Annotated in this window: 23 protein-coding genes and 3 pseudogenes; 10 read left to right on the top strand and 16 right to left on the bottom strand. The window is 71.9% G+C overall.

The window, feature by feature from the left end; all coding sequences use genetic code 11:
* Nucleotides 1–135 precede the first annotated feature (135 nt).
* From ACU6P3_RS26870 to ACU6P3_RS26850, 5 genes and pseudogenes are all read right to left on the bottom strand, one after another.
* A complete protein-coding gene (locus ACU6P3_RS26870) occupies nt 136–1,971 on the bottom strand; it encodes a hypothetical protein (RefSeq protein ID WP_447194467.1) in 1,836 nt (611 codons plus the stop codon).
* Nucleotides 1,968–4,484 (bottom strand): nSTAND3 domain-containing NTPase, encoded by a 2,517-nt coding sequence (locus tag ACU6P3_RS26865; RefSeq protein ID WP_447194466.1) that lies wholly within the window; start codon nt 4,482–4,484, stop codon nt 1,968–1,970. The genes ACU6P3_RS26870 and ACU6P3_RS26865 overlap by 4 nt, the downstream gene beginning before the upstream one ends.
* Nucleotides 4,481–5,416 (bottom strand): nucleotidyl cyclase domain-containing protein, encoded by a 936-nt coding sequence (locus ACU6P3_RS26860; protein WP_447194465.1) that lies wholly within the window; start codon nt 5,414–5,416, stop codon nt 4,481–4,483. The genes ACU6P3_RS26865 and ACU6P3_RS26860 overlap by 4 nt, the downstream gene beginning before the upstream one ends.
* 242 nt (nt 5,417–5,658) lie before the next feature.
* Nucleotides 5,659–6,342 (bottom strand): annotated as a pseudogene (locus ACU6P3_RS26855) (Crp/Fnr family transcriptional regulator); the annotation flags it as partial.
* 684 nt (nt 6,343–7,026) lie between these two features.
* A pseudogene (locus ACU6P3_RS26850) lies at nt 7,027–7,736 on the bottom strand (ISAzo13-like element transposase-related protein); the annotation flags it as partial.
* A 172-nt stretch (nt 7,737–7,908) separates the two neighbouring features.
* On the opposite strand from ACU6P3_RS26850, the gene ACU6P3_RS26845 reads away from it, so the two are divergent.
* Complete coding sequence (locus tag ACU6P3_RS26845) at nt 7,909–8,493, top strand: DUF6461 domain-containing protein (RefSeq protein ID WP_447194464.1); 585 nt, start codon at nt 7,909–7,911, stop codon at nt 8,491–8,493.
* Nucleotides 8,494–9,328: 835 nt separating this feature from the next.
* Here ACU6P3_RS26845 and ACU6P3_RS26840 read toward each other — a convergent pair.
* Nucleotides 9,329–9,550 (bottom strand): annotated as a pseudogene (locus ACU6P3_RS26840) (3' terminal RNA ribose 2'-O-methyltransferase Hen1); the annotation flags it as partial.
* Nucleotides 9,551–9,706: 156 nt separating this feature from the next.
* Here ACU6P3_RS26840 and ACU6P3_RS26835 point away from each other — a divergent pair.
* Nucleotides 9,707–10,231, top strand: coding sequence for a hypothetical protein (locus tag ACU6P3_RS26835; protein WP_447194463.1), 525 nt, complete (start codon nt 9,707–9,709; stop codon nt 10,229–10,231).
* An 89-nt stretch (nt 10,232–10,320) separates the two neighbouring features.
* Here ACU6P3_RS26835 and ACU6P3_RS26830 read toward each other — a convergent pair whose 3' ends face one another.
* The 4 genes from ACU6P3_RS26830 to ACU6P3_RS26815 all read right to left on the bottom strand — a co-directional run bounded on the left by ACU6P3_RS26830 (nt 10,321) and on the right by ACU6P3_RS26815 (nt 12,954).
* Nucleotides 10,321–10,806, bottom strand: coding sequence for an HIT family protein (locus ACU6P3_RS26830; RefSeq protein ID WP_447194462.1), 486 nt, complete (start codon nt 10,804–10,806; stop codon nt 10,321–10,323).
* Complete coding sequence (locus ACU6P3_RS26825; protein ID WP_447194461.1) at nt 10,791–11,849, bottom strand: TIR domain-containing protein; 1,059 nt, start codon at nt 11,847–11,849, stop codon at nt 10,791–10,793. The genes ACU6P3_RS26830 and ACU6P3_RS26825 overlap by 16 nt, the downstream gene beginning before the upstream one ends.
* Before the next feature lie 537 nt (nt 11,850–12,386).
* Nucleotides 12,387–12,572, bottom strand: a complete 186-nt coding sequence (locus ACU6P3_RS26820) for a hypothetical protein (RefSeq protein WP_447194460.1) — start codon at nt 12,570–12,572, stop codon at nt 12,387–12,389.
* Nucleotides 12,573–12,714: 142 nt separating this feature from the next.
* Nucleotides 12,715–12,954 carry a hypothetical protein gene (locus tag ACU6P3_RS26815; protein WP_447194459.1) on the bottom strand — a complete coding sequence of 80 codons (240 nt, stop codon included), beginning with the start codon at nt 12,952–12,954 and terminating at the stop codon, nt 12,715–12,717.
* 368 nt (nt 12,955–13,322) lie between these two features.
* On the opposite strand from ACU6P3_RS26815, the gene ACU6P3_RS26810 reads away from it, so the two are divergent.
* Nucleotides 13,323–13,904 carry a DUF5919 domain-containing protein gene (locus tag ACU6P3_RS26810; RefSeq protein ID WP_447194458.1) on the top strand — a complete coding sequence of 194 codons (582 nt, stop codon included), beginning with the start codon at nt 13,323–13,325 and terminating at the stop codon, nt 13,902–13,904.
* Nucleotides 13,905–13,954: 50 nt separating this feature from the next.
* Here the strand turns inward: ACU6P3_RS26810 and ACU6P3_RS26805 are convergent, their stop codons facing one another.
* The 6 genes from ACU6P3_RS26805 to ACU6P3_RS26780 all read right to left on the bottom strand — a co-directional run bounded on the left by ACU6P3_RS26805 (nt 13,955) and on the right by ACU6P3_RS26780 (nt 19,169).
* Complete coding sequence (locus ACU6P3_RS26805; RefSeq protein WP_447194457.1) at nt 13,955–14,128, bottom strand: hypothetical protein; 174 nt, start codon at nt 14,126–14,128, stop codon at nt 13,955–13,957.
* Between the two features lie 14 nt (nt 14,129–14,142).
* Nucleotides 14,143–15,066, bottom strand: coding sequence for an LLM class F420-dependent oxidoreductase (locus ACU6P3_RS26800; protein WP_447194456.1), 924 nt, complete (start codon nt 15,064–15,066; stop codon nt 14,143–14,145).
* Between the two features lie 52 nt (nt 15,067–15,118).
* Entirely contained in the window at nt 15,119–15,643 is a 525-nt protein-coding gene (locus tag ACU6P3_RS26795) for a DUF6099 family protein (RefSeq protein ID WP_447194455.1), read from the bottom strand.
* 144 nt (nt 15,644–15,787) lie between these two features.
* Nucleotides 15,788–16,138: a nucleotide pyrophosphohydrolase gene (locus ACU6P3_RS26790; protein ID WP_447194454.1), complete on the bottom strand. Its 351-nt coding sequence runs from the start codon at nt 16,136–16,138 to the stop codon at nt 15,788–15,790.
* Nucleotides 16,139–16,267: 129 nt separating this feature from the next.
* The gene (locus tag ACU6P3_RS26785) at nt 16,268–16,669 is read right to left on the bottom strand and encodes a cell division protein SepF (protein WP_344281728.1); all 402 of its coding nucleotides are present in this window, start codon (nt 16,667–16,669) and stop codon (nt 16,268–16,270) included.
* Nucleotides 16,670–16,895: 226 nt separating this feature from the next.
* A complete protein-coding gene (locus tag ACU6P3_RS26780; protein ID WP_447194453.1) occupies nt 16,896–19,169 on the bottom strand; it encodes an amylo-alpha-1,6-glucosidase in 2,274 nt (757 codons plus the stop codon).
* A 263-nt stretch (nt 19,170–19,432) separates the two neighbouring features.
* Between ACU6P3_RS26780 and ACU6P3_RS26775 the strand changes: the two genes are divergently transcribed.
* The 7 genes from ACU6P3_RS26775 (at nt 19,433) to ACU6P3_RS26745 (ending at nt 26,830) form a co-directional block, all read left to right on the top strand.
* Complete coding sequence (locus ACU6P3_RS26775; protein ID WP_447194452.1) at nt 19,433–20,491, top strand: LacI family DNA-binding transcriptional regulator; 1,059 nt, start codon at nt 19,433–19,435, stop codon at nt 20,489–20,491.
* 117 nt (nt 20,492–20,608) lie between these two features.
* Nucleotides 20,609–21,865 carry a sugar ABC transporter substrate-binding protein gene (locus tag ACU6P3_RS26770; RefSeq protein WP_344281722.1) on the top strand — a complete coding sequence of 419 codons (1,257 nt, stop codon included), beginning with the start codon at nt 20,609–20,611 and terminating at the stop codon, nt 21,863–21,865.
* Between the two features lie 5 nt (nt 21,866–21,870).
* A complete protein-coding gene (locus tag ACU6P3_RS26765) occupies nt 21,871–23,103 on the top strand; it encodes a carbohydrate ABC transporter permease (RefSeq protein ID WP_447194451.1) in 1,233 nt (410 codons plus the stop codon).
* Nucleotides 23,100–24,056: a carbohydrate ABC transporter permease gene (locus ACU6P3_RS26760; protein WP_447194450.1), complete on the top strand. Its 957-nt coding sequence runs from the start codon at nt 23,100–23,102 to the stop codon at nt 24,054–24,056. Before ACU6P3_RS26765 ends, ACU6P3_RS26760 begins: the two co-directional genes overlap by 4 nt.
* A gap of 144 nt (nt 24,057–24,200) precedes the next feature.
* Nucleotides 24,201–24,926, top strand: a complete 726-nt coding sequence (locus ACU6P3_RS26755; RefSeq protein WP_447194449.1) for a ferritin-like domain-containing protein — start codon at nt 24,201–24,203, stop codon at nt 24,924–24,926.
* Nucleotides 24,923–25,804: a ferritin-like domain-containing protein gene (locus tag ACU6P3_RS26750; RefSeq protein WP_447194448.1), complete on the top strand. Its 882-nt coding sequence runs from the start codon at nt 24,923–24,925 to the stop codon at nt 25,802–25,804. The genes ACU6P3_RS26755 and ACU6P3_RS26750 overlap by 4 nt, the downstream gene beginning before the upstream one ends.
* A 114-nt stretch (nt 25,805–25,918) precedes the next feature.
* On the top strand, nt 25,919–26,830 hold the full coding sequence (locus tag ACU6P3_RS26745; protein ID WP_447198079.1) for an endo alpha-1,4 polygalactosaminidase: 912 nt from the start codon (nt 25,919–25,921) through the stop codon (nt 26,828–26,830).
* The last annotated feature ends 15 nt before the right edge of the window (nt 26,831–26,845 follow it).

The raw sequence follows: 26,845 nt of genomic DNA, 5'->3' as shown, positions 1-26,845 counted from the left end.
GGGCGCCGTGTGCCGCCCGTGCCGCCCGCGTCCTTCCCGTTTTCGTCGTTGTGTACCTGTGTCTCGTCGTACGGCTGTACGGCTCCGTGTGCGGGGCGTCCCCACCGGTCGGTGTGGCCCCCGTGGCCCCGGCGTTCATGCGTCCTCCCAGTCGTCGAAGTCGGCACTGGGCCGGGAGTCGCGCCGTGCCGCCCCCCGTTCGGCACGGCGCTCCCGGTCCTCCTCACGGCTCAGCCGCTCCCGGCGGTCGCGCTCGGCGCCGGACTCGACCCTGGTGGGGCGGTAGACGCGCGGTTCGTCGTCGTCCCACGGCGGCCGTTCCGGCTCCGGGGCATGCCCCCCGTAGGAGCCGCGGACCCGGTCCCGGCCGGTGTCCCGGCCGTTCTCCCGGCCGTTCTCCCGGCCGGTCTCCCGGTCCCTGTCGCGTCCCCACCCGTCGTCGGCCCAGCCGTCGCCCGCGTCCCGGCCCGCCTCGCCGTCCCGGCCCTCACCGAGACGGTCCTCGCCCGAGCGGCCGCCGCCCGGACGACGGTCGTAACGGCGGTCGTCGTCCCCGCCGTCCCCACCGTTCCGTCCGTCCCGCCCGTCCCCTCGGGAGTCGTACCGGTCGTCGTCGCGGCCGTCCCGCCACCGGTCCCGGGTGGCCGCCTCCAGCTCCCGCCGCGACGGACGTTCCGCCAGCAGCCGGTCCGACACTCCCCCGATCACCGCCCGGCCGCTCTCGCGCAGGTACTGGAGCATGTCGTACATCTGGTCCCCGATGTCGTGCCGCTCCAGGTGGCCGGTGTCCAGCAGCCGGTTGAAGAGGTTCAGGAAGTCGGCCTGGCCCTGCCGTCGTTCCTCCCTGATGGCCTGGCGGATCTCCCACTCCTTCTCGGGGTTCTTCGCCATCAGGCTGATGATCTCGGCCTCCTCGCCCCTGCGAAGCACCGCTTCCAGCTCGGCCGCCCGCTCCCTGACCAGCCGGCGTTCCGCGGCCTCCCGGCGCCGGTCCGCCTCGGCCTGGGCCTCGTCCCTGGTCATGTCCAGGTCGATCTCCTCGACCTCGCTCTTGCGCCGCCTGACCGTGTCGCTCAGGTCGACGAACACATGGATCCGCAGCCGCAGCCCCAGATCACGGCCCAGGTCGATCCGGCCGCCCCGGAGCTCGTCCCGGATCGCCTCGTCGGCGCGCTGCGCCTCGGTGAGGCGGAAGCGCCGGGAGACCTGGCGCAGCTCCTGGAGGAGTTCGCCGTACAGCAGTTCGCTCACGTCCCACACGCCCTTGCGGACGACCTCGACCGGGTCCTCGACCTCCCAGTGGGCCTCCACCCGGGTGTCGAAGAACTGCGCGTCGCCCGCGGCGGGCAGCGCCAGGTCGAACACGGTGACGTTGCGGCCGAGCAGTACCTCGAAGACGGTGTACGGCGGACGCAGCATCGGCCGGTCGTGGTCCTCGCGGCGGTCCGGCCACACCACGCTGTGCCCGCCGTTCGAGTAGAGCAGGACCGCGGCGATCTGGCCGCTCTCGCGCCGGTAGGGCGGCCGGCGCTCCCGTACGAGCGGTCCCGCCGGGCTCTCCCAGTACGACGCGTCCGCGTCGTCCCCGGACGGGGGCCGGCCCTGCCACTGCCCCTGGCCCTGTGCCGGACCCTGTCCCTGGGCCCGCGGCGGGCCGCCGTACGCGCCGGGCGCCCCCTGCGGTGGGAACGGCCCCTGCCCGCCCTGCCGCTCCTCGTACTCCGGCTCCTGCCGTTCGTACCGCTGCCCCTCCTCCTCGTACTGCCCCTGTTCGTACGGCTGCTGAGCCGGCCGGCGCTGTCCGCCGCCCTGGCGCGGGTAGGGCCCGCCCTGCTGCCCCGGGCGGCCCTCCTGTCCCGGGCGGCCCTCCCGCTGCACCTGCCGGCCCGGTCGCGGTCCCGGGCGGCCCTGCTGCTGCCCCGGCCGGCCCGGCTGTCCGTACTCGTCCCCGTACCGCGGTGACGCGTTCATCTCTCTGCTCCTTCTCCCACCGCGTCCCACATCCGGCGGGCGACGTCCTTGTCCAGCGGTTCGTCGGGGTCCCTGACCAGCCGGGCCAGCAGATGGCGCAACCGGTCCCGGTCCCTGCGCCCCACGGCCAGCCGGCTCAGGAAGCGGCACACGGTCCACAGCGGGTCGTCGCCGTCCCGGCCGGCCTCGCCGTCCCGCCCGGCCAGCCCGGCCTCGCCGTCGCGGGCGTCCCCGTGGTCGCGGGTGTTCCTGTGGCCGGTCCTGCGGTCCTGACCGTCCCCGCGGTCGCGGCGGTCCCCGTCTCCACTCCTGTTCTTCTCGTGCTCGTCGGCCGCCTGGCGCAGCAGCGCGGCGAGCGCGTCCTGGGCCACCGAACCGGACCGGGCCGTCGCCAGCGCGCGCCGTACCAGAGCCGCCAGCGGTCCGGTGAGCTCGGGCCGGACCGTCAGCAGTCCGGTGGCGAGCATCCGGTCGCCCTGGCCGTCCAGTTCGGGCACGTCCTGGAGGCCCCACAGGTACGTGGTGCGCGTCCTGAGCGCGCCGATGACGGCCAGCAGCGCCAGCGTGACGGTCGGACGGCGGCCGTCGTGCAGCCAGTCCTCAAGGCGGCGCAGTACGGTCTCCGGCTCCGGACCCGCCAGCAGCCGCGTCACACTGAACGACGCGTCGGCGAGCAGGTCCGTGCCCCGGTCGTCGTCCTCGTCGTCCTCGCCCAGGCGGACCGCCTTGCCCAGCGCGTCGAGCGAGGCGGTCACGGACCCGGCCGCCATCCCGTAGCCGTGGGCCAGGACCGCCGCGGTGCGCAGCTCCGCGCTGTCGCTCTTCGCCCACGACTTGAGCAGACTGCGCACACCGGACCGTACGGACGGCTCCCGCGACGCCTCCGCCAGCGCGGTCGCGGCCGACATCTGCTGCACGGCGCTGTCGGACGCGGCCATCGGATCGATCATCTCCCCGACGCCGTAGGCCAGGTCCCACGAGCACAGCACGCCTGCCGCGATGGAGGCCCGCACCCACAGCACGGGCCGCGGGTCGTCGCACAGCGCACGCAGCCAGCGCACGACGGGCCCGCGTGCGTTGTGGTGGCCGAGCCAGACCTCCCGCAGCACGGCGGTGGCCAGCGCGTCGCCCTGGAATCCGATCGCGCGCACCGGGATCTTCGCGTCCCCGAGGTCCAGCTCGCCGTCCCCCAGTACGGACCGGGCGACGGCGGGGCGGGCCTCCGCGTGCGTGCCGAAAAGCCGCCGGCCCACGGCGGTCCCGGGGTCGAGCGTCACCGCCAGCTCCCAGGCGAGCTGCTCGCCGGCCTCGGCGGTCAGGCTGTACGACGAGCCGTGGAAGACGGCGACTGCGATCCGGAACGCGGCCGCGCTGAGCGTCGGCAGCGCCTCGGGCAGGGTGCCGGGCCGGTCCGCCCCGGCGAACCAGGCCCGTGCCTGCGCGCGGACGAACGTCGTGCACTCGTCCAGCAGTTGTTCGTGCGTCAGCTCGCCCCGCAGGCGGCGGGCCAGCAGTTCCGCGAACCGGGCCGCCTCGCCCGGCCGCAGCTCCCGCAGCCCGAGGGCCGCCTTGACGTCGTCCCGGCCGGCCAGCGCCCTGGCTTCGTCGAGCGCGGTCTCGGGCGCGTCCCTGAGGAGCACCTCCAGGTGGCGTCGGAGCACCTGCCCGGAGGGCGGTGACGGGCAGGCGACCCCGTACCGGCCGCGCAGCAGCCGGTCGGCCAGTTCGCCGCTCTCCACCAGCACCACGCCGTACGCGCCGGACCCGACCAGCAGGCCGCGGAACCGGTCGAGGTGCAGCTCGGTCAGGACGGGCGCGCGGACCCGGGCCCGGCCGCGGCCCTCGGCGGGCTCGGTCTCCTGGCCCGGCCCGTCGTCGTCCTCGATCTCCAGGAGGTGGCCGTGGCCCTCGGTGACGGCGGTGATCTCGTGGACCCGGCTGCTGGGGTCCAGCCGGATCACCCGGTTCTCCGTCAGTTCGGCGAGCAGGGCGAGCGCCGTCGCCGTACGGCCACTGCCCGGCTCCCCGCACAGGACCAGCAGTCCGCGTTCCCGCAGCCGGTCCTTCATGTGCCGGTAGCCGTCGGTCTGGCAGTAGATCTCGTCCAGGCGCGCCAGTTCCTCGGCGTGTACGGGGCCCTGGACCATGGCGGGGCCGCCGCCGGCGCCGTACTGGCTGATGAACGTGTTGCCTTCGAAGTACTGGCCGTCCGCGCCGAAGCCGACGGCCCGCCCCGCGTGGCCCGCGGCGAACGCCAGGCGGGCGGCGTGGGCCGTACCGGCGCCACCGATACCGCCTGAGCCGCCGGAGCCGCCGAGCGGATTGCGGCCGGCCTGGTCGAAGGGGTTGGCCTCGGGCTGTTCCGGCTGGCCGTCGCCGTCCTCGTCCGGCTGCGCGGGGCTCGAGGAGCCCGCCTTGCCCGCCGAGCCGCCTCCTGCCTTGCCCGCGGGGGCGCCCTGTTTCGGTTCCTCCTGCGGAGCATCCGGCTCCGGGGTCTCGTCCTGGTCGCTCACGATCGCTCACCGGCTTCCCGGCCCGGGGCACCGGAACCACCGGCATCGTCGGCGCCACCCGAGCCGTCGGCGCGGCGCGGGGCCCGGTCCTTGCGGAACCCGGTGAAGTTGTGGATCACGTTGTTCTCGAGGTACATGAAGTCGCCGTGGGCGGTGATCTGTCTGCCACCGGATCCGGCACCCGAGCCCGTGTCCGTGCCCGAGCCGGGACCCGGGCCCGAGCCGGGGCCCGGGCCGGGACCGGAAGGCGTACCGGTCCCGGCCCGAGGTGGCGGCGGGCCGTCCCCCAATGCCGGCCCACCGCCGGTCCGGTGCGGTAACGGGTCCTCCCCGGGCGGCCCCGACGGCCGCGCGGCGGGTGGACCGGTCAACCGCGGGATGTGGAACCAGGCGCGCTCGTCGGTCTCCTTGGCGCTGACTCGCTCGCTCCAGTAGTGCTCGGGCTCGATGTAACGCCCGCCCTCCGCCACCACGTTGGCGTACAGCCATTCGGAGACGACCAGCAGCAGGTCCGCGTCGGGCGCGTCGGTCATCACGCGCTTGGCGGTGGAGCTGTCGCACAGCCGGCAGGCGAGGTCCACGGCCCTGCCCACCAGCCCCCTGCCGTCGTCGAACACCGGTCCGGCGTTCATGCCCACCCGCAGGCGCAGCCGTTCCCCGGTGCCCGCGTTGTGTTCGCGCAGGGACTGGTACAGGGTCTCCAGCCAGCGCCCGACCATGAGCGTCGGCGGTGTGGCCGGGTCGAGGGCGGCCAGGATGCCGTCCCCGCGGTCCTCCTGGTGGACCCGGCCGGAGGCCCGTACGCCGACCGACCCGAACGCCTCGCCGAAGACCCCGTACAGGCCCTTCCGCATGCGCTTCTTGGCCTCCATCCCCAGCGAGCCGGACCCTACGGCGTCGCAGAAGACCACCAGTCTGTTGACTGCTCCCACGCTGTTCACTGATCCCCCTGTGCGGTGGTGACAGGTCAAGCCTGGCCGCGCTGCGCGGCCGGCGATGTAGCCGTTTACACAGTCGGCGGGGTTTTTCCGGACCGGCCTCTGCCCGGGCCGGTTCTGCCCGGCCCCGTTCCGCCCGGGCCGTCCTTCCCGGACACGGTCCCCGGCCCCGTACCGGGCCGGGGGTGGTCCGGCCGGTCTCCCCGGCCTCCCCGTTCCCGGTCCCCGCGCCCCTGCTGCGACCGTCCCTCCGCGAGCAGTCGCAGCAGGTGTGTGTCGGTGACGACGAGTTGCCGGTTGCCCGTCCGTACGACGTCCTGTTCGCGCAGCAACCGCAGCGCCTTGGCGACCGCCTCCCGGGTGGCGCCGATCGCCGCGGCGAGATCGTGCTGGGGCAGCGGCAGTTCGACGCTGGTCCCCTCGTTGCCGGTCCGGCCGACCCGCTCGGTCAGCTCGACCAGCCGCGCGGCCAGGCGCTGGAGGACGGAGCTGGAGGCGAGCGACCGGCGTTCGACGTCGGAACTGCGCAGCCTGGCGCTGAGCTGACGCATGATCAGGGAGGTGGCGTGCGGACGCGCGGCGAGGAAGCTGCGGAACCGCTCGCCCGACACCGCCGTCGCCTCCACCCGGCTCAGTGCGGTCACGGACGCGCTGCGCGGCCCCTGGTCGAAGGCGGCCATGTCTCCGACCACCTCGCCCGCGCCGCGCAGCGCCAGTATGAGGCGGGCGCCGCGGTCGGTGTCGACCGAGACGACGGACCAGCCCGAGCGCAGGGCGAGGACGAAGGTGGTCGTGTCCCGCTCCCGCATCATCAACTCGCCGGGCCGGTAGACGCGACGCGTTCCGAGCGCGTGCAGGGCCGCGCGGTCCTGCGGGGTCAGGGCGTCAAGAAACGAACGATTACGTTCGAAAAGACTCATCCCGACCCCCCGTGCGGCACGATCCGGGCCCAGCGCCAGGACCGTCCCTGCCTGCGGCGCAATCCTCCCCGTTCCCAACTACCCGTGGAGCGGGGGACATTGACGGCCCAACACCGCGATGGCGCGAAAACGGTATGGGCCATGTCACACCCCCGTCAACGTGACCATGATGCTCCTCCGGCGCTCCCGTTTCCGGGGAAACGGCCGATTCGTCTCTTGTTCGAGACTGTCGAGGAGGAGCCGTAGAGAGAGTCGCCGGGACGAGTGTGACGTGATGTTTTCAGAGAGCCTTATGTGACGAAAGTGGCGGCACCCAGGCGCCCGGCCGCCCGTGCCACGGGGCCGGCGTACGTCCTACGAGCCTCCAGGGTTCACCACTTCACCGCCAACCCTTCACCGGCCCCGAACCAGCCCGGGAAGGCGTCACACTCCACGCGCCACCGCGACGTCCTCACATTCCCGAGTGAGTTCCAGTTCGCTCACCAGCCAGGGATTCGACCTCTACGCACCAGAAACAGCCTACATTCACTTTTATATCGCTACATCCCCTCGCTCCACCCTGAGGCCGTCGATGAATGAGTGGGTTGTTTTGCCCTCGCGGTCTGCGGCTGTCGCGTGCATGACGTAGATCGCGAGATCGCTGGGGTCGATCAGCCGGGCGGGGATCGGTTCCGGGTGGTGGCCCATCAGCAGGCGCTTCGCGTGCGGGTAGGCGGCCCGTCCCCTCCTCGGTCCACCAGCGGCGCGGGCCGGCCACGGCGAATGCGGCGGTGTCGTGATCGGTGCCCACCACGACGAAGCCGGTGTTGCGCCCCAGGTCCTTCTGGGTATCCACGCTGATCACCGGGTCACAGGCCTTCAGAAAGGCGGTCACCGTGGCGTTCAGGCGCCCGAACCACGCGTCCCGGTCCGGGTGTTGACTGCCGGTCGGCACCCGCGCGTTGCCGCGCAGGCTGAACCCGGCCGCCTTCAGCGGTGCCGCGACGGTGTCGCGACCCACTTGCCGGCCCTGGGCGGCGAGCTCGTCCGCGAGGCGGCGCAACGACTTCGTCGTCCACGTCAGCGGTTTCATCGGATCGCCCTGCGTACTGTCCTCCACCAGCTCCAGCAGGGCCGGCACCAGACCCGGGTCCCTGTCCGCCAGAGCCGGGCGCCCTGCCCCCGGCCGCCGTACCCGCCCGTCCGGCTCCTCGCTCGCATCGAGTTCGGCCAGGCCGCGGCTGACACAGCCCTTCGAGACCCCCGCGGCCCGTGCCACCGCGGCGATCCCACCGTGCCCCCAGCTGCCGGGCCTCCGCGCCGTAGAGGATCCGGCGCTGCCGCTCATCCAGATACGGCGTCACCGCCTCAAGCTTCGCCCGTAACGACCCCGTCGATCCATCAAAGAGCCTCATACCATATGAACGATCCCAACTACCCCAAGCAACCCACTAATTCATCGACGAACCCAGCGGGGGGCAGCGGTACAGTTCTGGTGACCCATGCGAACAGACGTGCAGCCCGCCGACCCGCTGCCCGAGTGTCGGTGAGGGCGCGCCGTGCCGCCCCAGTGGAAGACGTGATGCAGTGACGGAATCATCCTTGGCCATGTGTGTGCCGTCGGATCACTTCGGCCTCACGTGTGTGCGGGATGTCTCGCCGGACGAGGTGCTGGCCCGCTTGAGCGTCACGGATCAGGCACCGTACCCGCACTACACCCCTGGCGAGGCTGTCCGGCGCTTGGGATTCGGCCACGAGAACCCCGCGGCACGTATCTGCCAGGCCGGTCAGTGGACCTTCCTTCTCGACGTCGACGCCCACGGTTTGCTGCTCCAGACCCCGGTGCTCACGCGCCTGTCGGTGGGAACCGAGGCGGTTTCGGTCTGGCATGTGATGGATGGTACGACCCGCATCGCTCATGCGATCGACAGGCAACTCATGGCTCACTACGACGATTACGCTGTGCATCTCACGACGGGCGCAGATCCCTCACGTGTCAACCACGCCCTGGCGGAAGCCGGGTTCTTCCCAGAGGACGATGAATTCGACGATGACTGGTCACAGGCAGCGATGGCTCTGGTTGCGGTGGAGCGGGAGTTCGGCCTCACGCTGTCGTCCGGGACCGCAGAGAGTCCCCTGCCGACGGTCAGCCTCAACGACCTGCGAGGCTGACCGCCGAAATCCATGGGCGAAAGCCAGGTCAGAAGGTGATGCTCAGCCAGAACGGGTCATTGTCTCCGAGCCGCGCGCTGACGACGAAGCCGCCGTAGGTCGACCCCAGGTCTGAGTTGAGCGCTGCGGGGATATGCCCGCGTACGCACTTCTCACTGCCGGTGACGGTCCCTACCGTAGTGACGGTGGGCCAGTCCACGGCGAGGTCGCCGCTGGTGCCCGCGCTCACGGCGGTCACTTGGGCGCAGTCCTTGCCGTGGGTGATGCCGTTGAGGGCGCCGGTTTCGTAGGTGCCGGCGAAGGGGAATTCGTCGCAGGAGTCATCTTGCACGGCGGGGTCTTTGGTGAACTTGGTGGTCCCGCAGATGGCCTGGCGGTTGCTCGTCTGCTGTGGCTTGCTTTGCAGTCGGTGGAGGGGTTGGCCGGTGCCGCGCAGTCCCCAGTGGCCGGAGAGGTTGTGCTGGGCCCACTCGATCACGTCGGCAGACGAACCGTACTCGGAGCGCGGGAGCTTGAGGGTCGGTGTATACCAGGGCACCACATAGCCGCCGGTGTTGGTGACGGCGTACTGGTCGTCGCAGCGCACTTCTGCGCCACCCCAGGTAATGGGGGCAGGAGATCGATGGCGTCGGGGGAGCCGATGGAGAGCTGATAGTCGACGTCTATGTACTGGTAGCCGCTGGTCGGCCGCTGTGCGACGAATGTGGAAGTCGACTTCAGGTTCTGGCTGTCGGCGATAGGCGTCCTGGCCCACGGCTTGGTGCTTGAAGGAGCGCACGGAGCCGTACAGTTCGTGGTCCACGACACGCCCAGGCCGGCGGGCAGAGTGCCAGGGGCCTTTCCCCTTGCCCTTGCCGCGCCGTACCAGGGCCACGGGATCGATCTCCAGCAGCAGCGCGGCGGTGCAGCGCTCGGCCGACGCCTCGGGATACAGCACATGCGCGGTGCCGTGGGCGGTGTGGTACGTCTGGGCCCGGTCGGGGTGCTTGTGCAGCAGAAAGCCGAGATCGGTCGCGGGACATCCAGGGGATCCGGTGGTACTGATCGTCAAGAACACTCGCCGAGTATGGCCGCGCGTTCACCGGCAGGACGAAGGGTTTTCGGGCCCGCCCACGCTCCGGCGCACTCACCCGGGCGAGCCGGGAACCGAGCACAGCCACCGCGTTTCGGCGTGCGTACCCCGGCACCCCGGCACTCTGGATAGCCTCGTCCGATGAGCGGTAGCGAAGACGGTGCACGGACCACCCCCGAGATCACCCCGGCCGGCCGGCCGGCTCTCGACCCCGACCAGGTCAAGCACCTGGAATTCGTCCAGTCCGTGATCGCCCGCCTCAGCAACAACTCCTTTCTCGTCAAGGGGTGGACCCTGACCCTGGCCGGTGCCCTGCTGGCGTTCGCCGCGAGCGACGCCGGCTGGCCGGCGGCGGGTACGGCGCTGATATCACTGGTCGCGTTCTGGTTCCTGGACGGCTATTTCCTGTACCGGGAACGGCTGTTCCGCATGCTGTACGACGACGTCCGACGGCCGGCGAGGCCGGAGGCGGCACGGCCGGAACCTCCGGGCCTACGGCCCGACGAGCCCGGGCACACCCCTGTCGAGCCCTTCTCCATGGACCTCACGCCTTACGCCCACCGCACGCGCTGGCATCGGGCGGCCTTCTCCACGACCCTCTCGCTGTTCTACGGCGGACTCGCGGTCGCCCATCTCGTCGTCCTCGTCGCCGTCCTGCTCAGCTGATCGCGCTCGGCCGAACCCGCTCGATTGGTCCCGCTCGGCCGAACCCGCCTCGGTTGTCCGGGCCGTTGTCCGCCGCCCCCGGCCACCGCTCAGCCGACGGTGGAGCCGCCGTCCGCCCGGATTTCGCCCAGCACCGCCCGCAGCCGTTCGGCCGTCGCATCCATCCGGGCCGCCTCCGTGGCGGTCCTCGGCGGCCAGAAGTCACCCATGGGATCGCCCTCGTAGCGCGCCACGACATGCACGTGAAGGTGCATGACGGTCTGGGTGGCCGCCGCGCCCGCCGAGTTGACGATGTTCAGCCCGCCGGGCCGGAACGCCGCCCGCACGCCCCGGGCCACCCGTAGCGCGCTCGTCGTCAGGGCCGTCGCCAGGGCGTCGTCCAGCTCCCACAGATCCGGTACGTGCCGCCGGGGGACGACGAGCACATGCCCGTCACCGACCGGATTGATGGGGATGAACGCGAGCGTGTCCCGGTCCTCGTGGACGATCCGGGCCGGTGCGGTACCCGCCACGATCCGACAGAACACGCAGTCGGTCCCGGCGGCGGCCCGTCGGCCCGTCAGGTCGTCGGCCACTTGGCCACCGCCGCCTCGACCCGCCCGCGCACCGGCCGGGCCTCCTCCTCACCCGCCTGCTCCGCGAAGGCGTCGGCGACGGCCCGCAGGACGTCCGGGGTGCGCCGCCGCAGCGCCGCGTTGACCAGGGCGGTGACACGCGTGTGCACTCCTCCGCCGTCGGACAGCGCGTTCAGCCGCTCTGGACGGATCAGTGAGTGGATGGACTCCATGTAGACGTCCCACGCGTCGCGGGTACGGCAGACGTCGGACTCCAGCAGCAGCTCGATGAACTCCCGTTTCTCCACGGGACTCATGGGCACCGCCGTCCCGGTCGACACGGCCGTCCCGGCCGTCCCGGCTGTCCTGGCCTCCGGTGCGCCCGCCAGTGGGAAACCGACGGCAGCCGGTTCCGTCCCCGCCACCTCCGAGGCGCCCGACGCCCCCGCCGCCGCCCCCGTGGGGCCGGGCGTACTCGGGGCGCCCACCGGACCGAACGCGGGCGCCATCGCTCCCGTACCCGCCGCGTCCAGTTCCGGCAGCGGCGTCCCGGAGATCTCCAGCATGTAATCCGTCAGCTCCACCACGAACTTGTGGTACGCCCGCGAGTCCCCCCGCATCACATCGATCAGGCAGCTGTCCGCGTACGCGTCTCCCAACCGTGGCGTCCGGTACTGGAGATCGGAGACCGGCCCGGGCAGCGGCCGGTTCACCGGCACCCAGAACAACGGCAGAACGGCGACGGGCTCCGGGCCGCCCGGCGGGGTCGCCCGGCGGATCCGCTCCGTCATGACGGCCCACTCCCGACCGCACCACTCGCTGTCGAAGTAGTCGTCGGAGAGCAGGGCGACCAGCACTCTGGTGGTCCGCAACGCGTCCACCAACTGGGGCCGCCAGCCGCTCCCGAGCTTCAACGACACCGTGTCGAGGAATCCGTCGCTCGGCGCGGACCGGCCCCGCTTGATCCGTACTTCCTGTTGCAGCCTGGCGTGGAACTTCGCCACCAGCGGACTGTCCGCCCGCCGTACCGCGTAACTGGTGAAGAAGAACGGCTGGCCTGTCATGGACCCTCCCCGTTTCCGCCATGTTTATCCCGTGATGTTATCGGTCGGTACGCACCGGCACATGTGATCCGCGTGTGTTCCGCGTGCGATCGCTGCGGGGCCCGTCGGCGGGGTGGGCGGGGCCGGCTCTCCTCCGGCGTACCCGATCGGACGGGGCACAGGATGTCGGGTCCGGCAGGGCACGGCCTGCCCCGCGTTGTGGGCGTGGGGAGAAGGCGACCGAAAGAGACCCCGGACGCCTCCAACGGGGGGTGACGACGTCCGGGGCCCGCGCGGGCGGAGGTGAGCCGACCAAAGCGCCTCCGCCTTCATCCCGTGCGACAGGTGAGCACCCCGCCGCACGGGGATTCGGGGGTCGCGTCCGGGTGGCTTCGGTCGTCCCACACGTGGATCAACCCCGAGGAACTTCCCGCTTGCCGATCTTCCGCAGACACTCCGCGATCTCCTTCGAGTGCGCGGACACCGACGGGCAGGCCGGGAGCGCCGCTACGGGATCAGACGGACGAGTGGGCTCCGGGAGGGTGATGCGACGTCGGTTCACGGGGCGTCCGGCCCGTTGACCGGTGGATTGATGTACCCGCCCTTGTGCATCCGACATGCGCAGGTGCGCGGATAGCCCAGCTTCCGGTTCGGCATCTCTGTCCCGTCGACCCGGTACTTCGGCACCGTCTCGGTCCGGGTGCCGTCAGAGGCGACCCGGTAGACGCGAATCGTCATGTCCACCACACCGCCACCTCCCGGCGACGACGGAAAACACGGACGTGGAGCCCCGGACAGGTGCACAACGGGACCCAGGCGCCCGGACGCCGCGCCGGCCGTGCCGGTCGACGGCTCATGTCGGCGGGGAGTCCCGCGATCGACGTCGTCACGCCCTCTCCCCCGTCCTCGCGTTCGCGGCCACGGCCGCCCGCTTCCACACGCCGCGCAGACTCCGCGCCGTCGGGCAGTCCACGCCGTACTCGCGACAGGGCTCGCACCTCTCCATGTGCTTCAGCAAGGCGCCGTACGCGGTCTTCACGGCCCCCTCCAGGGCCGGCCGACGGTTCTCGACGTGATCCCGGAACCCGATATCGGCGCTGGGACGCGGCTGGCTACTCTGATGCATGTTGACGCTCCTCGTAGGCGTCGACCAAGTCCCGGGCCGTCAGCAGCGGCGCCGGGACACTTACATGCGCCCGCGGATGCCTCCTCCGCAGTGGCGTCACTTACAGGATCGGTCAGGTAACGGGACGTCAAAACCGACAGATCGAAAACACTTGGACCTCCCGCGCGCTATCGTCCCAAACGACCCAAACGTCCCCGGGGGAAGCCTTGAACACGCAGCTTCGAGATGCTATTTCCAACGCGAATATGACCCGCTCTGCGCTCGCCCGTAGAGTCGGGGTGAGTGCGAAGACAGTGGAGCGATGGCTCTCCGACGCGACGCGTGTCCCCCACCCTGGGACACGTCAGGACGTCTCGGAGGCGGTTGGAGTGAGTGCAGACGTGCTATGGCCGAACGCCATCCGTAGCGCCATCAAGGTAGGCCCCGAACGAGAGATCGTCTCCGCTTATCCGTACCGGAACGCCTGCCCTACGGCGGTGTGGGCGCGGCTCATCGACGGCGCCTCGACGTCGATCACATTTGCGGGATACACGAATTACTTCATCTGGCAGGAACACCCGCGCCTCGCCGAGAGGCTGAAGGCCAAGGCGGCTTCAGGGTGTTCGGTGCGCTTTCTGATCGGTGACCCCGATTCGGACGTTACGCGCCGCAGGGAAGAGATCGAAGGCGTGCCCCTCACCGTCGGGACGCGCATCCGGATCACTCTCGACGCGCTGAAGCGTCTCGGGGAGGCGTCTGGCATCGAAGCCCGGTTCTCCGACGATCACATTGCGCTCTCCGTCTTCTCCTTCGATGACGAAATGCTCGTCACCCCACATCTGTCGAGTCTCCTCGGACACGAGTCGCCCATGCTGCACCTGCGACGCCTGGGTAACGACGGGCTGTACGACCGCTTCGACGGACACGTCTCGGCCCTGTGGCAGGACGGCCGGCCCGTCGATCTGACCTGACCCCGAACGCACGAAACCTCACACTCCGACGGGGGGCTTGTGTGTTGTCGCTATGCGCTCTCCGCGTCGTCCTTCGCGCGCTTGAACAGTTCCGCCAGGTCACGCACTCCACGGGCACCCAACCGGTACTCGATCCCCGCTCCCCGTAGTGCGTCGTCGACCCGAGGGGCGGGCGCGGCGGTGCCCCGTCCGCGGGGCGCCGCCGCGCCGAAGACATCGGTCACGAGGACCGTCCGGCTCAGCGCAGCTGGGACTGGACCTCGTGGGAGATCAGCTCCAGCTGGTCGAGATCGTCCAGGTCCATGAACTGGAGGTAGATCCGCGAGGAACCGGCCTCCTCGTAGCGGCCGATCTTGTCGACCACCTCGGCCGGTGAGCCCGCGAGCCCGTTCGTCTTCAGCTCCTCGACCTCGCGGCCGATGGCAGCGGCCCTGCGGGCCACCTCGGCGTCGGTCTTGCCGACGCACACCACCAGCGCGTTCGAGTACACCAGCTCGTCCGCCGCGCGGCCGATCGCTTCGGCGGCGGTGCGGACCCGGGAGAACTGGCGCTCCGTGTCCTCGACCGAGGCGAACGGGATGTTGAACTCGTCCGCGTACCGGGCGGCGAGGCGCGGGGTGCGGGTGGCGCCGTGGCCGCCGATCAGGACCGGGACCTTGTGCTGCGCCGGCTTGGGCAGGGCGGGCGAGTCGGTCAGCTGGTAGTACGTGCCGTCGTACGAGAACGTCTTGCCGATCTCCGTTTCCCACAGGCCGGTCACGATCGCCAGCTGCTCCTCCAGCCGGGCGAACTTCTCCTTGGGGAACGGGATGCCGTAGGCGGTGTGCTCCTCCTCGAACCAGCCCGCGCCGAGGCCCAGCTCGATCCGGCCGCCGGACATCTGGTCCACCTGGGCGACCTGGATGGCCAGCACACCCGGCAGCCGGAACGTGCCCGCCGTCATCAACGTGCCCAGCCGGATCCGGCTGGTCTCGCGCGCCAGGCCGGCCAGGGTGATCCAGGCGTCCGTGGGGCCGGGCAGCCCGTCGACGTCACCCATCCGGACATAGTGGTCAGAACGGAAGAAGGCATCGAAGTCCAGGTCCTCCGTCGCCTTCGCGACGGTCAGCAATGTCTCGTAGGTCGCCCCCTGCTGGGGCTCGGTGAAAATTCGAAGATCCATGCCTCCATCCTGCACCGTCACCTCGGCATCGGGCTCGTCCGGGCCGTGCCGGTCAGCGCACTGTCGGGCCGTCCCACTCCCACTCCCAGCCGCTCTCCCGGTCCCTCGCCCGCTCCTTCTCCCGCTCGCGCTCGCGCTCCCGCGCCGCCAGCCGGCGCAGGATGCCGCCCACCCGGTCATTGGACTCGTCGGCGGCGTCCATCGCCTCGATGCACTGCCAGTACAGCCCCTCCTCGTCCGTGTCGCACGCGACCGCGACCAGCGCGATCCCTACCTCTCCGAGCAGCACACCGAGCGCCGTCAGGGTGCCCCGGGGGTCGGACACGCCGGTGAGCTGAAGGGCACGGACACCACCGAGGCGCAGCCCCGGCTGGTCCGGTAACCCACAGCCCCGGCCGCCCGCCTCGCCGAGTTCCCGGGCCTCACTCCTCAACTCCTTCGGACCGGCCGACGCCAGTTGATTGCCGATCGCCTGGGCGAGGGCCTGCGCCTGCCATGCCTCCGCGATGACCTCCAGCGCGTCAGCGCTTTTGGCCAGGGCATGCCGACTCACACCGATGAGCCGTTCCGCATCCATCCGCAGCCCCCGTTCGTACGACAATCCTGCCCACTTACTCCACTACCCAGCGTGAGGTAATGGCAACAGAAAGGCCAGAGCAATGCGGAAATCTGTGGACAGCAGGCTCGTTGTGCATACCTCTGCCACTCCGGAGAGTGACGATCAGTGTGGATCGCCGGGATTGCCGGGCCGTTCCACGGGGAAGCGCGTCTCATTCCGGTCCATCTTCGCGGCGAGCGCGGCGAGCGGATCGACACCGAGAACCCCGCACAGTTGCAACAGATACGCCAGGACGTCGGCGATCTCGTCGGACACCCGGTGCGCCGATCCGGGGTCCGCCATCACGCGCGCGGACTGCTCCGGCGTCAGCCACTGGAAGATCTCCAACAACTCCGACGCCTCGACGCTCAGCGCGGCCGCGAGGTTCTTCGGTGTGTGGTACTGCTCCCAGTCCCGGGCGGCCGCGAACGCGGCCAGCCTGCGCTGGAGTTCCGCTACATCCAGATCGGTCATGCCTCCATCATGATCCGGACCATCATGATCCGGACCGTGTGGTGCCACGTCCCCCGTCGCCGCGCACACTCGGAACGCGACGCCCGGCCCCGTACGTCGGTCCCGGGGCGCGTCATGTCCCGGGCCCCCTCAGGGACCGTCCGCCGCCAGTTCCTCGGCCGCCGCGCCTTCGACCTCCATACCCACGGGCGCCAGCAGGAAGACGTTCTTGTCGACCCGGTGCATCCGGCTGCCGAGGCCGAAGACGACCCCGCTGCTGAAATCCAGGATGCGCTTGGCCACATCGGTCTCGGCGGCCGTCAGGTCCAGCAGCACCGGGATGCGCGCGATCATGTGGTCCGCCACCTCCCGCGCGTCCGCGAAGACCTGCACCCGCAGGACGACGAGGCGGCGGCTCTCCGCCGCGTAGTCCTGGGGGACGGTCCGGTGGTCGGCGCGCGAGGGCCACTCGTCCCGGCCGCGCAGGGGGACGACCTGGGCCAGGCCCTCCCACTGCTCGTCCGTGACGTCGTACCTGCCGTACCTGCTCACCGGACCACCTCGCCCGCACACTGTTTCCGCATCGGGCCATTGTCCCCCGCCTCACCCGTTCGGCCCATCAGCGACACGGTTCCGGGTACGGATCGACCCCATCGGGTCCTGTTCCGCACCCGGGCGACGGTCCCGGCGTGCGGAGCGGAGCAGAGCGGTCGGGACCGAACCGGGCCGGGCGGGCTCGCCCGGCCCGGGCCGGCGGCCGGCGGCCGGCGGCCCGCCGTCACTTCCGCACAGACGCCCGCTCGACCACCAGTCCCTCCGGCGCGTCGACGCGCGCCGTGCCGTCCGCGTCAACGGCGATGCCGAGCGGGCGTCCGCCGACCTCCAGCCCCGTCACGGTCAGCGGCCGGTACTCCTCGGCGAACGCCGGCGCCACGGTCAGCCTGCCCCCCGGCACGTCCGCGTCCAGTCCCAGCACCGAACTGAGCACCATGACGGACGAGGCCGCCGCCCACGCCTGCGGCCGGCAGGACGCCGGATAGGGCGAGGGCCGCGCGCCGGCCGCGGCGCCGTGCCCCGCGAACAGCTCGGGCAGCCGCGCGTCGAAGCCCGCGGACGCGGTCAGCAGCCCCGCCGCCAGCGGCGCCGCCGCGTCCGGGAACCCGGCCCTGACCAGCCCGTGCACCGCGATCGCGGTGTCGTGCGGCCAGATCGAACCGATGTGGTAGCCGTACGGGTTGAAGCCCGCCGCGTCGCTGCTCAGCGTCCGCAGCCCATGGCCGGAGTCGAGGTCGGACCCGCTCAGCCGGGCCGCCAGCAGCGCGCTCTCCTCGTGGTCGAGCAGGCCCGTGCCCAGCAGGTGACCGAAGCCGGAGGTGACCGAGTCCACGGGCCGGCCGTCCCGGTCGAGCGCGACGGCGGGGTACGGTCCCCGCTCGTCCTCCACCCAGAAGTGCCGCCGGAAGCGCTCGGCCAGCCGCTCGGCCCACTCCTCCCACGCGTCGGCACCGGGCCTGCCGAAGGCGCGGAGCAGCGCGGCGCCGCCCCGGGCCGCCTCGTAGGCGTAGGCCTGCACCTCGCACAGCGCGATCGGTGAGGCGGCGAGGCGGCCGTCGCGGTACCGGATGGAGTCGCCGGAGTCCTTCCAGCCCTGGTTGGCGAGGCCGCGGCCGGTCCGGTCGATGTACTTGAGGAAGCCGTCGCCGCCCGCGTCGCCGTGGTCGCGCATCCACGCGAGCGCGGACTCGGCGTGCGGCAGCAGCTGTTCGACCTGTTCCGGAGCGAGGCCCCAGCGCCACGCGTCGTGGAGCAGTGTGATCCACAGCGGAGTGGCGTCCACGGTGCCGTAGTAGACGGGCGGCAGGGAGAAGCTCTCGTCGAACGTCTGGGCGGCGCGCCGCACTTCGTGCAGGATCTTGCCGGGCTGCTCCTCGGTGGCCGGGTCGACGGCCGTGCCCTGGCGGCGGGCGAGCGTACGCAGGGTTCCGGCGGCGAGGTCCGTGCCCAGGGGGAGGAGCATCCGGGCCGCCCACAGGGAGTCGCGGCCGAAGAGGGTGAGGAACCAGGGGGCGCCCGCCGCCAGGAACTGGTCGGCACGCCCCTCGGGCGCGGCGGGTCCGACGGCGGGCCGGGCGCCGGGCCCGGTCACGCCGTCGGAGCCCGTCACGCCGTCGGAGCCCGTCACGCCGTCGGAGCCCGTCACGCCGTCCGGGCCCGTCACACCGTCGTCGGAGCGCGTCGGGCCGCCGGGACCGGCGTGGTCCGTCAGGCGCAGCCGGTCGAGGTCGGCCGCCGACTGGCTCAGCCAGTGGTCGAAGCGCCGGTCCGCGCTGCGCAGTACGGGTGTGCGCCAGGGCACACTGTCCGCCGGCGGCGCCGGGAACTGGTCGCCGTCCTCGTGTGCCGCCGCGCAGCGCAGTTCGGCGCTCCAGGACGTCCCGGGCGCCAGTTCGATGTCGTAGGTGAACCGCCCGGCCGGCGCGTCCAGGGCGTCCGGCTCCGGGGTGCTGACCAGGGCGACGTCGAAGGCGTCCCGCGACCAGCGGAGGCCGCCGTCGGCGGCGGTGGCCGGTGCGGTGGTCAGCCGGTGGCCGGACTTGACGCCCTCCATCAGGGCGAGGTCGGTGGCGGCCGTGACGTGCAGCCTGAACCGTACGTGCCGCACGCCCGCGTTGGCGACCTCCAACGTCTCCTCCAGGCGTCCGGGCGCGATGCTCCGCCGCCGGTGCAGGGTGACCGCGGGGTCGGGGGTCACCTCGCCGAGGCCGCGCAGGACCGCCCGGAACGCCGCCCGGTCGGCACCCTGGAGCGCTCCCACCACCGGCGCGAGGGCGATGCCCTCGGCCTCGACGGTCAGCCGGGCCAGCGCGCGGCGGTCGCCGTGGTAGAAGCCGTCGGCACCGCCGCCGATCTGCCCGTCCGCGTGCGAGACCGCGAAGCTCGGCGCGTACAGCGTGACGCACGCTTCGTGCAGGAAGGGCTGCAGGCCCTCGGCCGTGGGCCCGGCCCCCGCGACCGAGTTCGTTATGTCGTGGGTCTTGACAGTGGTGTCCAAAAGAGCAGAACCTCTCAGGCATTGGAGCGTTCCAAGAACCTTAACGACGACTTCACGTCGCTGACAACGCCTTTGGAACGCTCCAATAAACCCATCAAAGAACACAACGCCGAACACGACGCCACACAGAACTCGCAAGCCCGCACACGGCCGCACACCCGCAACCCGCAACCCGCAACCCGCAACCCGCAACCCGCAACCCGCAACGGACAGCCGATCGCACACCGCGCCCGGCACGCACGACCGGTTCACGGAGAACACCCATGCCCCGCTCCACCAGCACGCCTTCGCCCAAAGCCGGGCCGGTGACCCTGGCCATGGTCGCGCGCCGGGCCGGGGTCTCTCCGCAGACCGTGTCCAACGCGCTCAACTCCCCGGACCTGCTGCGCCCGGAGACCCTGGAGCGCGTCCGCCGCACGGTCGACGAGATGGGCTACCGCCCGCACCGCGCCGCCCAGGCGCTGCGCACCCGCTCCAGCAAGCTCATCGGTTACGGCATCCGCCCCACCCCTCACGGGACCACGACCCCGGTCATGGACCGTTTCCTGCACGCGCTGTCCCAGGCGGCCGACGAGGCGGGCTACCGGATCCTGCTGTTCGCCTCCCCGCCCGGTGGCGCCGGTCTGGAGGGCCACGAAGAGCTGCTCGACCTGCACCACGTCGACGGTTTCGTGCTCAGCGGCACCGAGCGCAGTGACCCGCGCCAGGGGTGGCTGGCCAAGCGCGGCGTGCCGTTCGTGGGCTTCGGCCGCATGTGGTCGGGCCGGCAGATCGGGGACTGGGCCGATGTCGACGGTGCCTCGGGCACGGACGCGGCGGTGGAACACCTGATCGCCCTCGGACACCGCCGGATCGGCTTCCTCGGCTGGCCACGCGGCTCCGGCGTCGGTGACGACCGGGCCGACGGCTGGCGCCGCGCCATGCGCCGGCACGGGCTGCCGGTACGGGGGCGGAGCGCCCGGAGCGCCGACGACCTCGACGCGGCGCGCGCCGCCGTGGGGCCGCTCCTCGACGCGGGCGCCACAGCCGTGGTCGCCGCCAGTGATGTGCTCGCGCTCGGCTGCTACCACGCCCTGCGCGAGCGCGGGGCCAGGCCGGGCGCGGACGTCGCGGTGGTCGGCTTCGACGACTCGCCCACCGCCGCGCTCCTCTCCCCGAGTCTGACCACGCTCGCCCAGCCGCTGGAGGCGGTCGGCCGCGAGTGCGTCCGGCTGCTGCTCGCCCGGATGGGCCGGCCCACCGCCCCGCCCGAGCGGGTCCTGCTCGAACCGTCCCTCGTCGTGCGCGACAGCACCACCCTCGTACCCGCTCCGGACGGCTGAGCACCGCGCACCACCGGCCCCGCTCCCCTCGGACCGGGCCCCGTCGGCCCCCACCCCACCCTTCGGACCGGGCCCCCCGGCCCCTGACGAACCGCGCCCGCACCACCCAATGGATTCATGGAGGAATTCATGGTCACCCGTACGGCTGTCGCCGCCCTCGCCACCTGCGCGGCACTGCTGGCCGCCACCGGCTGCTCGTCCAGTTTCGGCAGTGGCAAGGAGACGGAGCAGGACAAGAGCGAGAAGCAGCAGCTCCGAGTGCTGATCGCCACCTCCGGCGACGCCGAGACCAAGGCCGTCAAGGACGCCGCCGCCGCGTACGCCGCGAAGTCCGGCAACACGGTCACGGTCGAGATCGCCAAGGACATGAACCAGCAGCTCGCCCAGTCCTTCGCCGGGCACAAGCCGCCGGACGTCTTCTACGTCAACTCCGACCAGTTCGCGAACTACGCCAAGGGCGGTTCGCTCCACGCCTACGGTGACCGGATACCGGACGCGGACGACTTCTCCGAGCAGCTGCGTGCCTCCTTCTCGTACGACGGGAAGCTGGTGTGCCTGCCCAAGGACACCTCCACCCTGGCGCTCGCCGTCAACACCGACCTGTGGAAGAAGGCGGGGCTGACGGAGAAGGACTACCCCAAGACCTGGCAGGACCTGGAGACGGTGGCCGGCAAGCTCACCGGCGACGGGGTCACCGGCCTGGTCACCAGCGACGAGTACCAGCGGCTCGGCGTCTTCATGAAGCAGGCGGGCGGCTGGCTCACGGACGCGGACCAGAAGAAGATGACCGCCGACACCGCGCAGAACGCCGAGGGACTGAACTTCGTGAAGTCCATGCTGGCGTCGGGCTCGATGAAGTTCGCCAAGCAGGTGGACACCAGCTGGGGCGGTGAGGCGCTCGGCAAGGGCAAGGCCGCCATGACCATCGAGGGCAACTGGCTCGAAGGCGGGATGCGGCTCGACTACCCGGATGTGAAGTACGCGGCGGTGCCGCTGCCCGCCGGTCCGGCCGGCCCCGGCACGCTGGCCTTCAGCAACTGCTGGGGCGTCGCCGCAGAGAGCGCGCACCAGGCCGCGGCCGTCGACCTCGTGACGTACCTGAGCTCCGCGGACCAGCAGCTGAAGTTCGCCGACGCGTTCGGTGTGATGCCCTCGCGCACCAGTGCGCTGGCGGCCTACGCGAAGCAGGAGCCGGCCGCCAAGGCCTGGGTGGACGGCAGCGCCTACGCGCAGGGGCCGGTGACGATCGCCGGCTTCGACAAGGTGCTCAGCCAGTTCAACACCGACCTCCAGTCGCTGCGCACGGCGGACCCGAAGAAGATCCTCGCCGATCTCCAGCGCAACGGCGAACAGGCGATCGCGAAGGGCGAATGAGCCCGATGTCCTTCCGCACGACACGCACGGCCCGTACGCCCGGTACGCCGGGCGCATCCGGTACGGACGCGCGTACGGCCTCCACCACGGGCCGGAAAGCCTCTCGCACCGACGAGGGCTCCCGAACGACCGGCTCATCGGGCGAACCTGACACGCCCGGTGGGACCGGTTCGACCGCGACGTCCCGCGCCCGCGCCCCGCGCGCGGGGCGTCGCGGTGAAGGCGCCTGGGGCTGGCTGTTCGTCAGCCCCATGGTGCTGATCCTCGGCCTGTTCCTGGTGCTGCCGATCCTGATGGCACTGTGGGTGAGCCTGCTGCGCTGGGACGGGCAGTCCAATCCGTTCAGCGCCCAGGCCGACTTCGTGGGCCTGGACAACTACCGGACGCTGTTCACACAGGACGGACTCGACCGGACGCTCTTCGCGACCGCCCTGCGCAACAACGCCTACTACGTCCTGCTGACCGTGCCCCTCCAGACGGGACTGGCGCTGCTGCTGGCCCTGATCGTCAACCAGAAGCTGCTGCGCGCGCGGGGAGCCCTGCGCACCGCCTTCTTCTTCCCGTCGGTCACCAGCTCCATCGCCGTGTCCACGGTCTTCCTCTTCCTGTTCCAGGGCAGTGGCGCCGTCAACACGCTGCTGTCCTGGATCGGGGTGAAGGGCCCGAACTGGTTCGCGGACTCGCGCGGTGTGCTCTCCCTGGCCCTCGGCGGCCTCGGGATCGTCGACCCGGACCGGCCCACGGGGGCGCTCGCCGAGCACTCCTTCATGGGACTGTCCTGGTTCGAGTGGCTGTCAGGACCGTCCGTGGCGATGTGCACGATCATCCTGCTCGCCGTGTGGACCACCTCCGGCACCTTCATGCTGATCTTCCTCGCGGCGCTCCAGGACATCCCGAGGGAGCTGGAGGAGTCGGCGGCGCTGGAGGGCGTGAACCGCTTCCAGATGCTGCGGTACGTGACGCTGCCCGCGCTGCGTCCCGTGCTGTTCCTGGTGCTCACCCTGGGGCTGATCGCCACCTGGCAGGTCTTCGACCAGGTGTACGTGATGGGCCAGGGCGCCCCGGGCAACACCACGCTGACGCCGGCCTTCCTGTCGTACTCGGCCGGTTTCGACAACGCCGACTTCGGCCAGGGCGCGGCCATCGCGTTCGTGCTGCTCGTGCTGATTCTGTGTCTGACCGCGTTCCAGCGCTGGGCGCTGCGGGAGCGCGGCACACGTGCCGGGAGGAACCGATGACCGCCAGGACCGCCGCCGTGGAGAAGGCCGACCGGCGGTCCGGCCGGGACGCGCGGGTCCGCGAGCGCCGGGCCGTCCGGGACCAGGGCCGCCCCGTCCTCGGCCGGTTCCCGCTCCCCCTGCGGGTGCTGGGGTACGGCCTGGTGGTGGGGATCGGGCTGCTGTACCTGCTGCCGTTCGTGCTCCAGCTCGTGACCGGGTTCAAGACGGACCCGGACGCCGCGGCGAACCCGCTCTCGCTGATTCCCTCTCCTCCGACGACCGCGGCCTACCAGCGGCTGTTCGGGCTGAGCGAGTCGGCGGACGGGGTGCCGTTCCTGCGCTGGCTGGGGAACTCGGCCTTCGTGGCGGTGCTGGTCACGGCGGGCCGGGTGCTGTTCAACTCGATGGCGGGGTACGCGCTGGCGCGGCTGCGCTTCCCGGGCCGCTCGCTGCTGTTCGGCTTCGTGCTCGCGGTGATGGCGGTGCCGCCGGTGGCCCTGCTCATCCCGAAGTTCCTGGTGCTCAACACCTTCGGGATCTTCGACACGTACTCCGCCATGGTCCTTCCCCTGCTGGTGGACGCGGCGGGCATCTTCATCATGAAGCAGTTCTTCGAGTCGGTGCCGCCGGAGGTCGAGGAGGCCGCGCGGGTGGACGGGGCCGGCGTGTTCCGGATCTTCTGGTCCGTGGTCCTGCCGATGGCCAGGCCCGCCCTGATCACCGTCACGATCCTGGCCTTCCAGGGCTCGTGGAACGAGTTCACGCACTTCCTCGTGGCCACCCAGTCCGGCCAGTACGAGACGCTCACCACGGGACTCGCGCGGTTCGTCTCGGGCGGGCTCGGCGGCGGTACGCAGTACCCGCTGAAGCTGGCGGCGGCCCTGCTGTCGACGCTGCCGGTGGCGGCGTTGTTCTTCTGCTTCCAGCGCTACTTCGTGAACGGCGCCAACTCCGGGGCGGTCAAGGAGTGAGCGAGCACCGGGCGCGGCTTCGGCCGTGGGGGTGAAACACCCCCGGCCGTGCCGGTGCGGTCGGCGCTCTCCGGCGGCCCGCTGGCGAATGTGTCGGTGCGAGGCCCGCGGCGGCGCGGGGCGCCGAGAGAGACGGGGTACGAGATGGGTCGTCCGGAACAGGCCGGCGCCCGGTGGGTCCGCGAGACCGCGGGGCGCCCGGGCGGCCGGTGGCGGCGGGCCGCCGCCGCGCCCTCACCCGACGTGTCGTCCACGTCCGCCGCGGCGCGTGGCACCGCCCACGAGATCGCGGCGCTGAGCGCGGCGGCGGCGCTGGAGAACCTGGCGGTCTCCGTCCACCGGACCGCCCGCTCCCTGCCGTTCGTCAAACACGGCGGCCGCGCGCTCACGAACCTCCTGGACGGCGCGCGCCGCCATCACGAGGAGCACGCCAGGCGGTTCGACGCTGCCGCCGTCCGGGCCGGCGGCAGCGCACGGCGCGGTACCGACCCGGCCTACGCCCGGCCGGTCGAGAGGTCGTTGCGCGCGGTACGCACCCCGACCGAGTTGATCAAACTCCTGCTCGCGCTGGAGGACCTGGCCGCGCGGACGTACACCAAGAACGTGGGCGAGACCGACGACCCCCGGCTGCGGCGGCTGTTCGGGGCCATCGCCCCGGTCGAGGCCCAGCACCGGGCGGTGCTGCTGGCTCTGGAGGCCCTGTCCGCGGCGGGGGACGACGCTCTGACCGCGCTGCCCACGGACGCCGCCGGTCTGCCGGCGTCCGTGGGCGACGCGGGGTTCCCGGAGACCTTCTGTCCCAGCACGCCGCCGGCCCCGGCCGCCCTGGCCCTGCCGGTCGCGCCCCTCTCCGCTGGCGGGGCGCGATGACCAGGGACCGTGGAGGCGATCCGTCCCGGCGTACGGGCAGGACCCTCGTCACCGGCACCGCCATCGGCGCAGACACCGCCACCGCCATCGGACCCGGCCCGGACACCGCCCCCGGTCCCGGCCGACGGCTGCTCCTGCGGGCGGCCGGAGGCCTGGGGACCGGACTCCTGCTGGGCGCCTGCGCGCCCGAAGGACTCCGGACAGCCGGGGCACCGGCCACCGGACTGCCGAGCACCTTCGGGTCACCGGGTGCCCTGGGGGCGGTGGCAGGACCGGGACCATCAGGAGCCCCGGGGGCTCCTGGAGTCCCCGGGGCCCCCGGATCGCTCCCGTCTCCCCCACCGCCGGCGCCACAGCCGGGCGCGGACGCCGCCTACACCGGTGATCTACGGCTCGTCGCCCTGTCGGCCGCCCTGGAACACCAGGCCGTGGGCGTCTACGCGGCGGCGCTGACCACGCTCAGGACGGGCCGGCTGGGCTCCGTACCGGCCGCGCTGGAATCCTTCCTGACCAAGGCCATGGCCCAGCACGCCGACCACGCCACGGCATGGAACGGGGTCCTGACCGGCGCGGGCCGGTCGCCCCTCACCGGCGTCCCGCTGTCCAACCAGCGGGAGGTCGCCTCGGCCCTGGAACACGCCGGCCACGTGAGCGATGTCGCCAAGCTGGCGCTCCAGCTGGAGGAACAGGCCGCGCAGACCTGTCTCTTCGCGGCGTTCGAGGTCAAGGACCCCGCGGGCGCCAGGACCGCGGCCACGGTCGCGCCGGTGGAGGCGATGCACGTGGCGGTCCTGCGCCTCCTGCTCGGCCGGCCCCCGGTCCCGGACGCGCTCCTGCCCGTCGACCGGGCGGCCGGGCAGACCCTCCTGACCGTGTGAGAGCCCGCCCGTCCGCCGGACCGTCCGGCGGACGCCGGGGTGCGGACCGTGCCGGTCAAGCGCTGGTGGAAGACTTGGCGGGTCCGTCGCACCACCACCGGAAGCGAGACCTCCGTGCGCCACCTCCCCCTGCCCCGCCTCCGCAGACCCGCCCCGGCCGCGCTCGCGGCGCCGCTGGTCGCCCTGGCACTCGTGCTGACCGGGTGCTCGGCAAGCGCGGATCCCGGAAAGGACCCGGCGCCCCAGGGCGGCTCGGAGGCGAGCGGCTCCGGGGCGGGCGCCGACCGGGACACCGGTGACGGGGAGATACGGCCGCCGGAGACCCGCGCGGCGTTCGACTACCAGCTGGGCGGCCCGTACGAGCCGCCCGAGGGCGTGTGGACGGTCGTCAGGGACCGTACGGCGAAGCCCGCCCCCGGCGCGTACAACATCTGCTACGTCAACGGCTACCAGACCCAGCCGGACGCCGTCGACTGGTGGCGCGAGAACCACTCGAGCCTGTTGCTGCGTGACGCGGACGGCGAACTCGTCGTCGACGAGGACTGGGACGAACCGCTCCTCGACACCTCCACCGCCGAACGGCGCGAGGAACTGGCCCACTACGTCGGCGGCTGGATCGAGGGCTGCGCCGAGAAGGGCTTCGACGCCGTCGAGATCGACAACCTGGACTCGTACCTGCGCTCGGACGATCTCCTCGACCGCGATCAGGCCGCCGCCTTCGCCGAACTGCTGGCCGACCGCGCGCACGGGGCGGGCCTGGCCATCGGCCAGAAGAACGCGGCGGACATGGTGGGACAGCGCGCCCGCATCGGCTTCGACTTCGCCGTGGCGGAGGAGTGCGCGCGCTACGACGAGTGCGACGCGTACGCCGACGCCTACGACGACCGGGTTCTGGTGATCGAGTACCGCGCGCAGGACCTCACCACGGCGTGCGACCGGTGGGGCGACCGGCTGTCGATCGTGCTCCGGGACCGGGATGTCGTCCCGGCCGGGGAGAAGGGCCACGTCAACGAGCGCTGCGCCTGACGTCCCGCCGCCCGC

This window comes from Streptomyces hebeiensis (assembly GCF_052983195.1).
This window is presented reverse-complemented; position numbering and strand designations above follow the sequence as displayed.

Coding starts and splice junctions, on each gene's coding strand:
- ACU6P3_RS26755 (WP_447194449.1), top strand. CDS start 24,201: ATGGGTCGTCCGGAACAGGCCGGCGCCCGGTGGGTCCGCGAGACCGCG.
- ACU6P3_RS26825 (WP_447194461.1), bottom strand. CDS start 11,849: ATGACAGGCCAGCCGTTCTTCTTCACCAGTTACGCGGTACGGCGGGCG.
- ACU6P3_RS26750 (WP_447194448.1), top strand. CDS start 24,923: ATGACCAGGGACCGTGGAGGCGATCCGTCCCGGCGTACGGGCAGGACC.
- ACU6P3_RS26800 (WP_447194456.1), bottom strand. CDS start 15,066: ATGGATCTTCGAATTTTCACCGAGCCCCAGCAGGGGGCGACCTACGAG.
- ACU6P3_RS26835 (WP_447194463.1), top strand. CDS start 9,707: ATGAGCGGTAGCGAAGACGGTGCACGGACCACCCCCGAGATCACCCCG.
- ACU6P3_RS26870 (WP_447194467.1), bottom strand. CDS start 1,971: ATGAACGCGTCACCGCGGTACGGGGACGAGTACGGACAGCCGGGCCGG.
- ACU6P3_RS26760 (WP_447194450.1), top strand. CDS start 23,100: ATGACCGCCAGGACCGCCGCCGTGGAGAAGGCCGACCGGCGGTCCGGC.
- ACU6P3_RS26770 (WP_344281722.1), top strand. CDS start 20,609: ATGGAGGAATTCATGGTCACCCGTACGGCTGTCGCCGCCCTCGCCACC.
- ACU6P3_RS26775 (WP_447194452.1), top strand. CDS start 19,433: ATGCCCCGCTCCACCAGCACGCCTTCGCCCAAAGCCGGGCCGGTGACC.
- ACU6P3_RS26765 (WP_447194451.1), top strand. CDS start 21,871: ATGTCCTTCCGCACGACACGCACGGCCCGTACGCCCGGTACGCCGGGC.
- ACU6P3_RS26815 (WP_447194459.1), bottom strand. CDS start 12,954: ATGCATCAGAGTAGCCAGCCGCGTCCCAGCGCCGATATCGGGTTCCGG.
- ACU6P3_RS26790 (WP_447194454.1), bottom strand. CDS start 16,138: ATGACCGATCTGGATGTAGCGGAACTCCAGCGCAGGCTGGCCGCGTTC.
- ACU6P3_RS26795 (WP_447194455.1), bottom strand. CDS start 15,643: ATGGATGCGGAACGGCTCATCGGTGTGAGTCGGCATGCCCTGGCCAAA.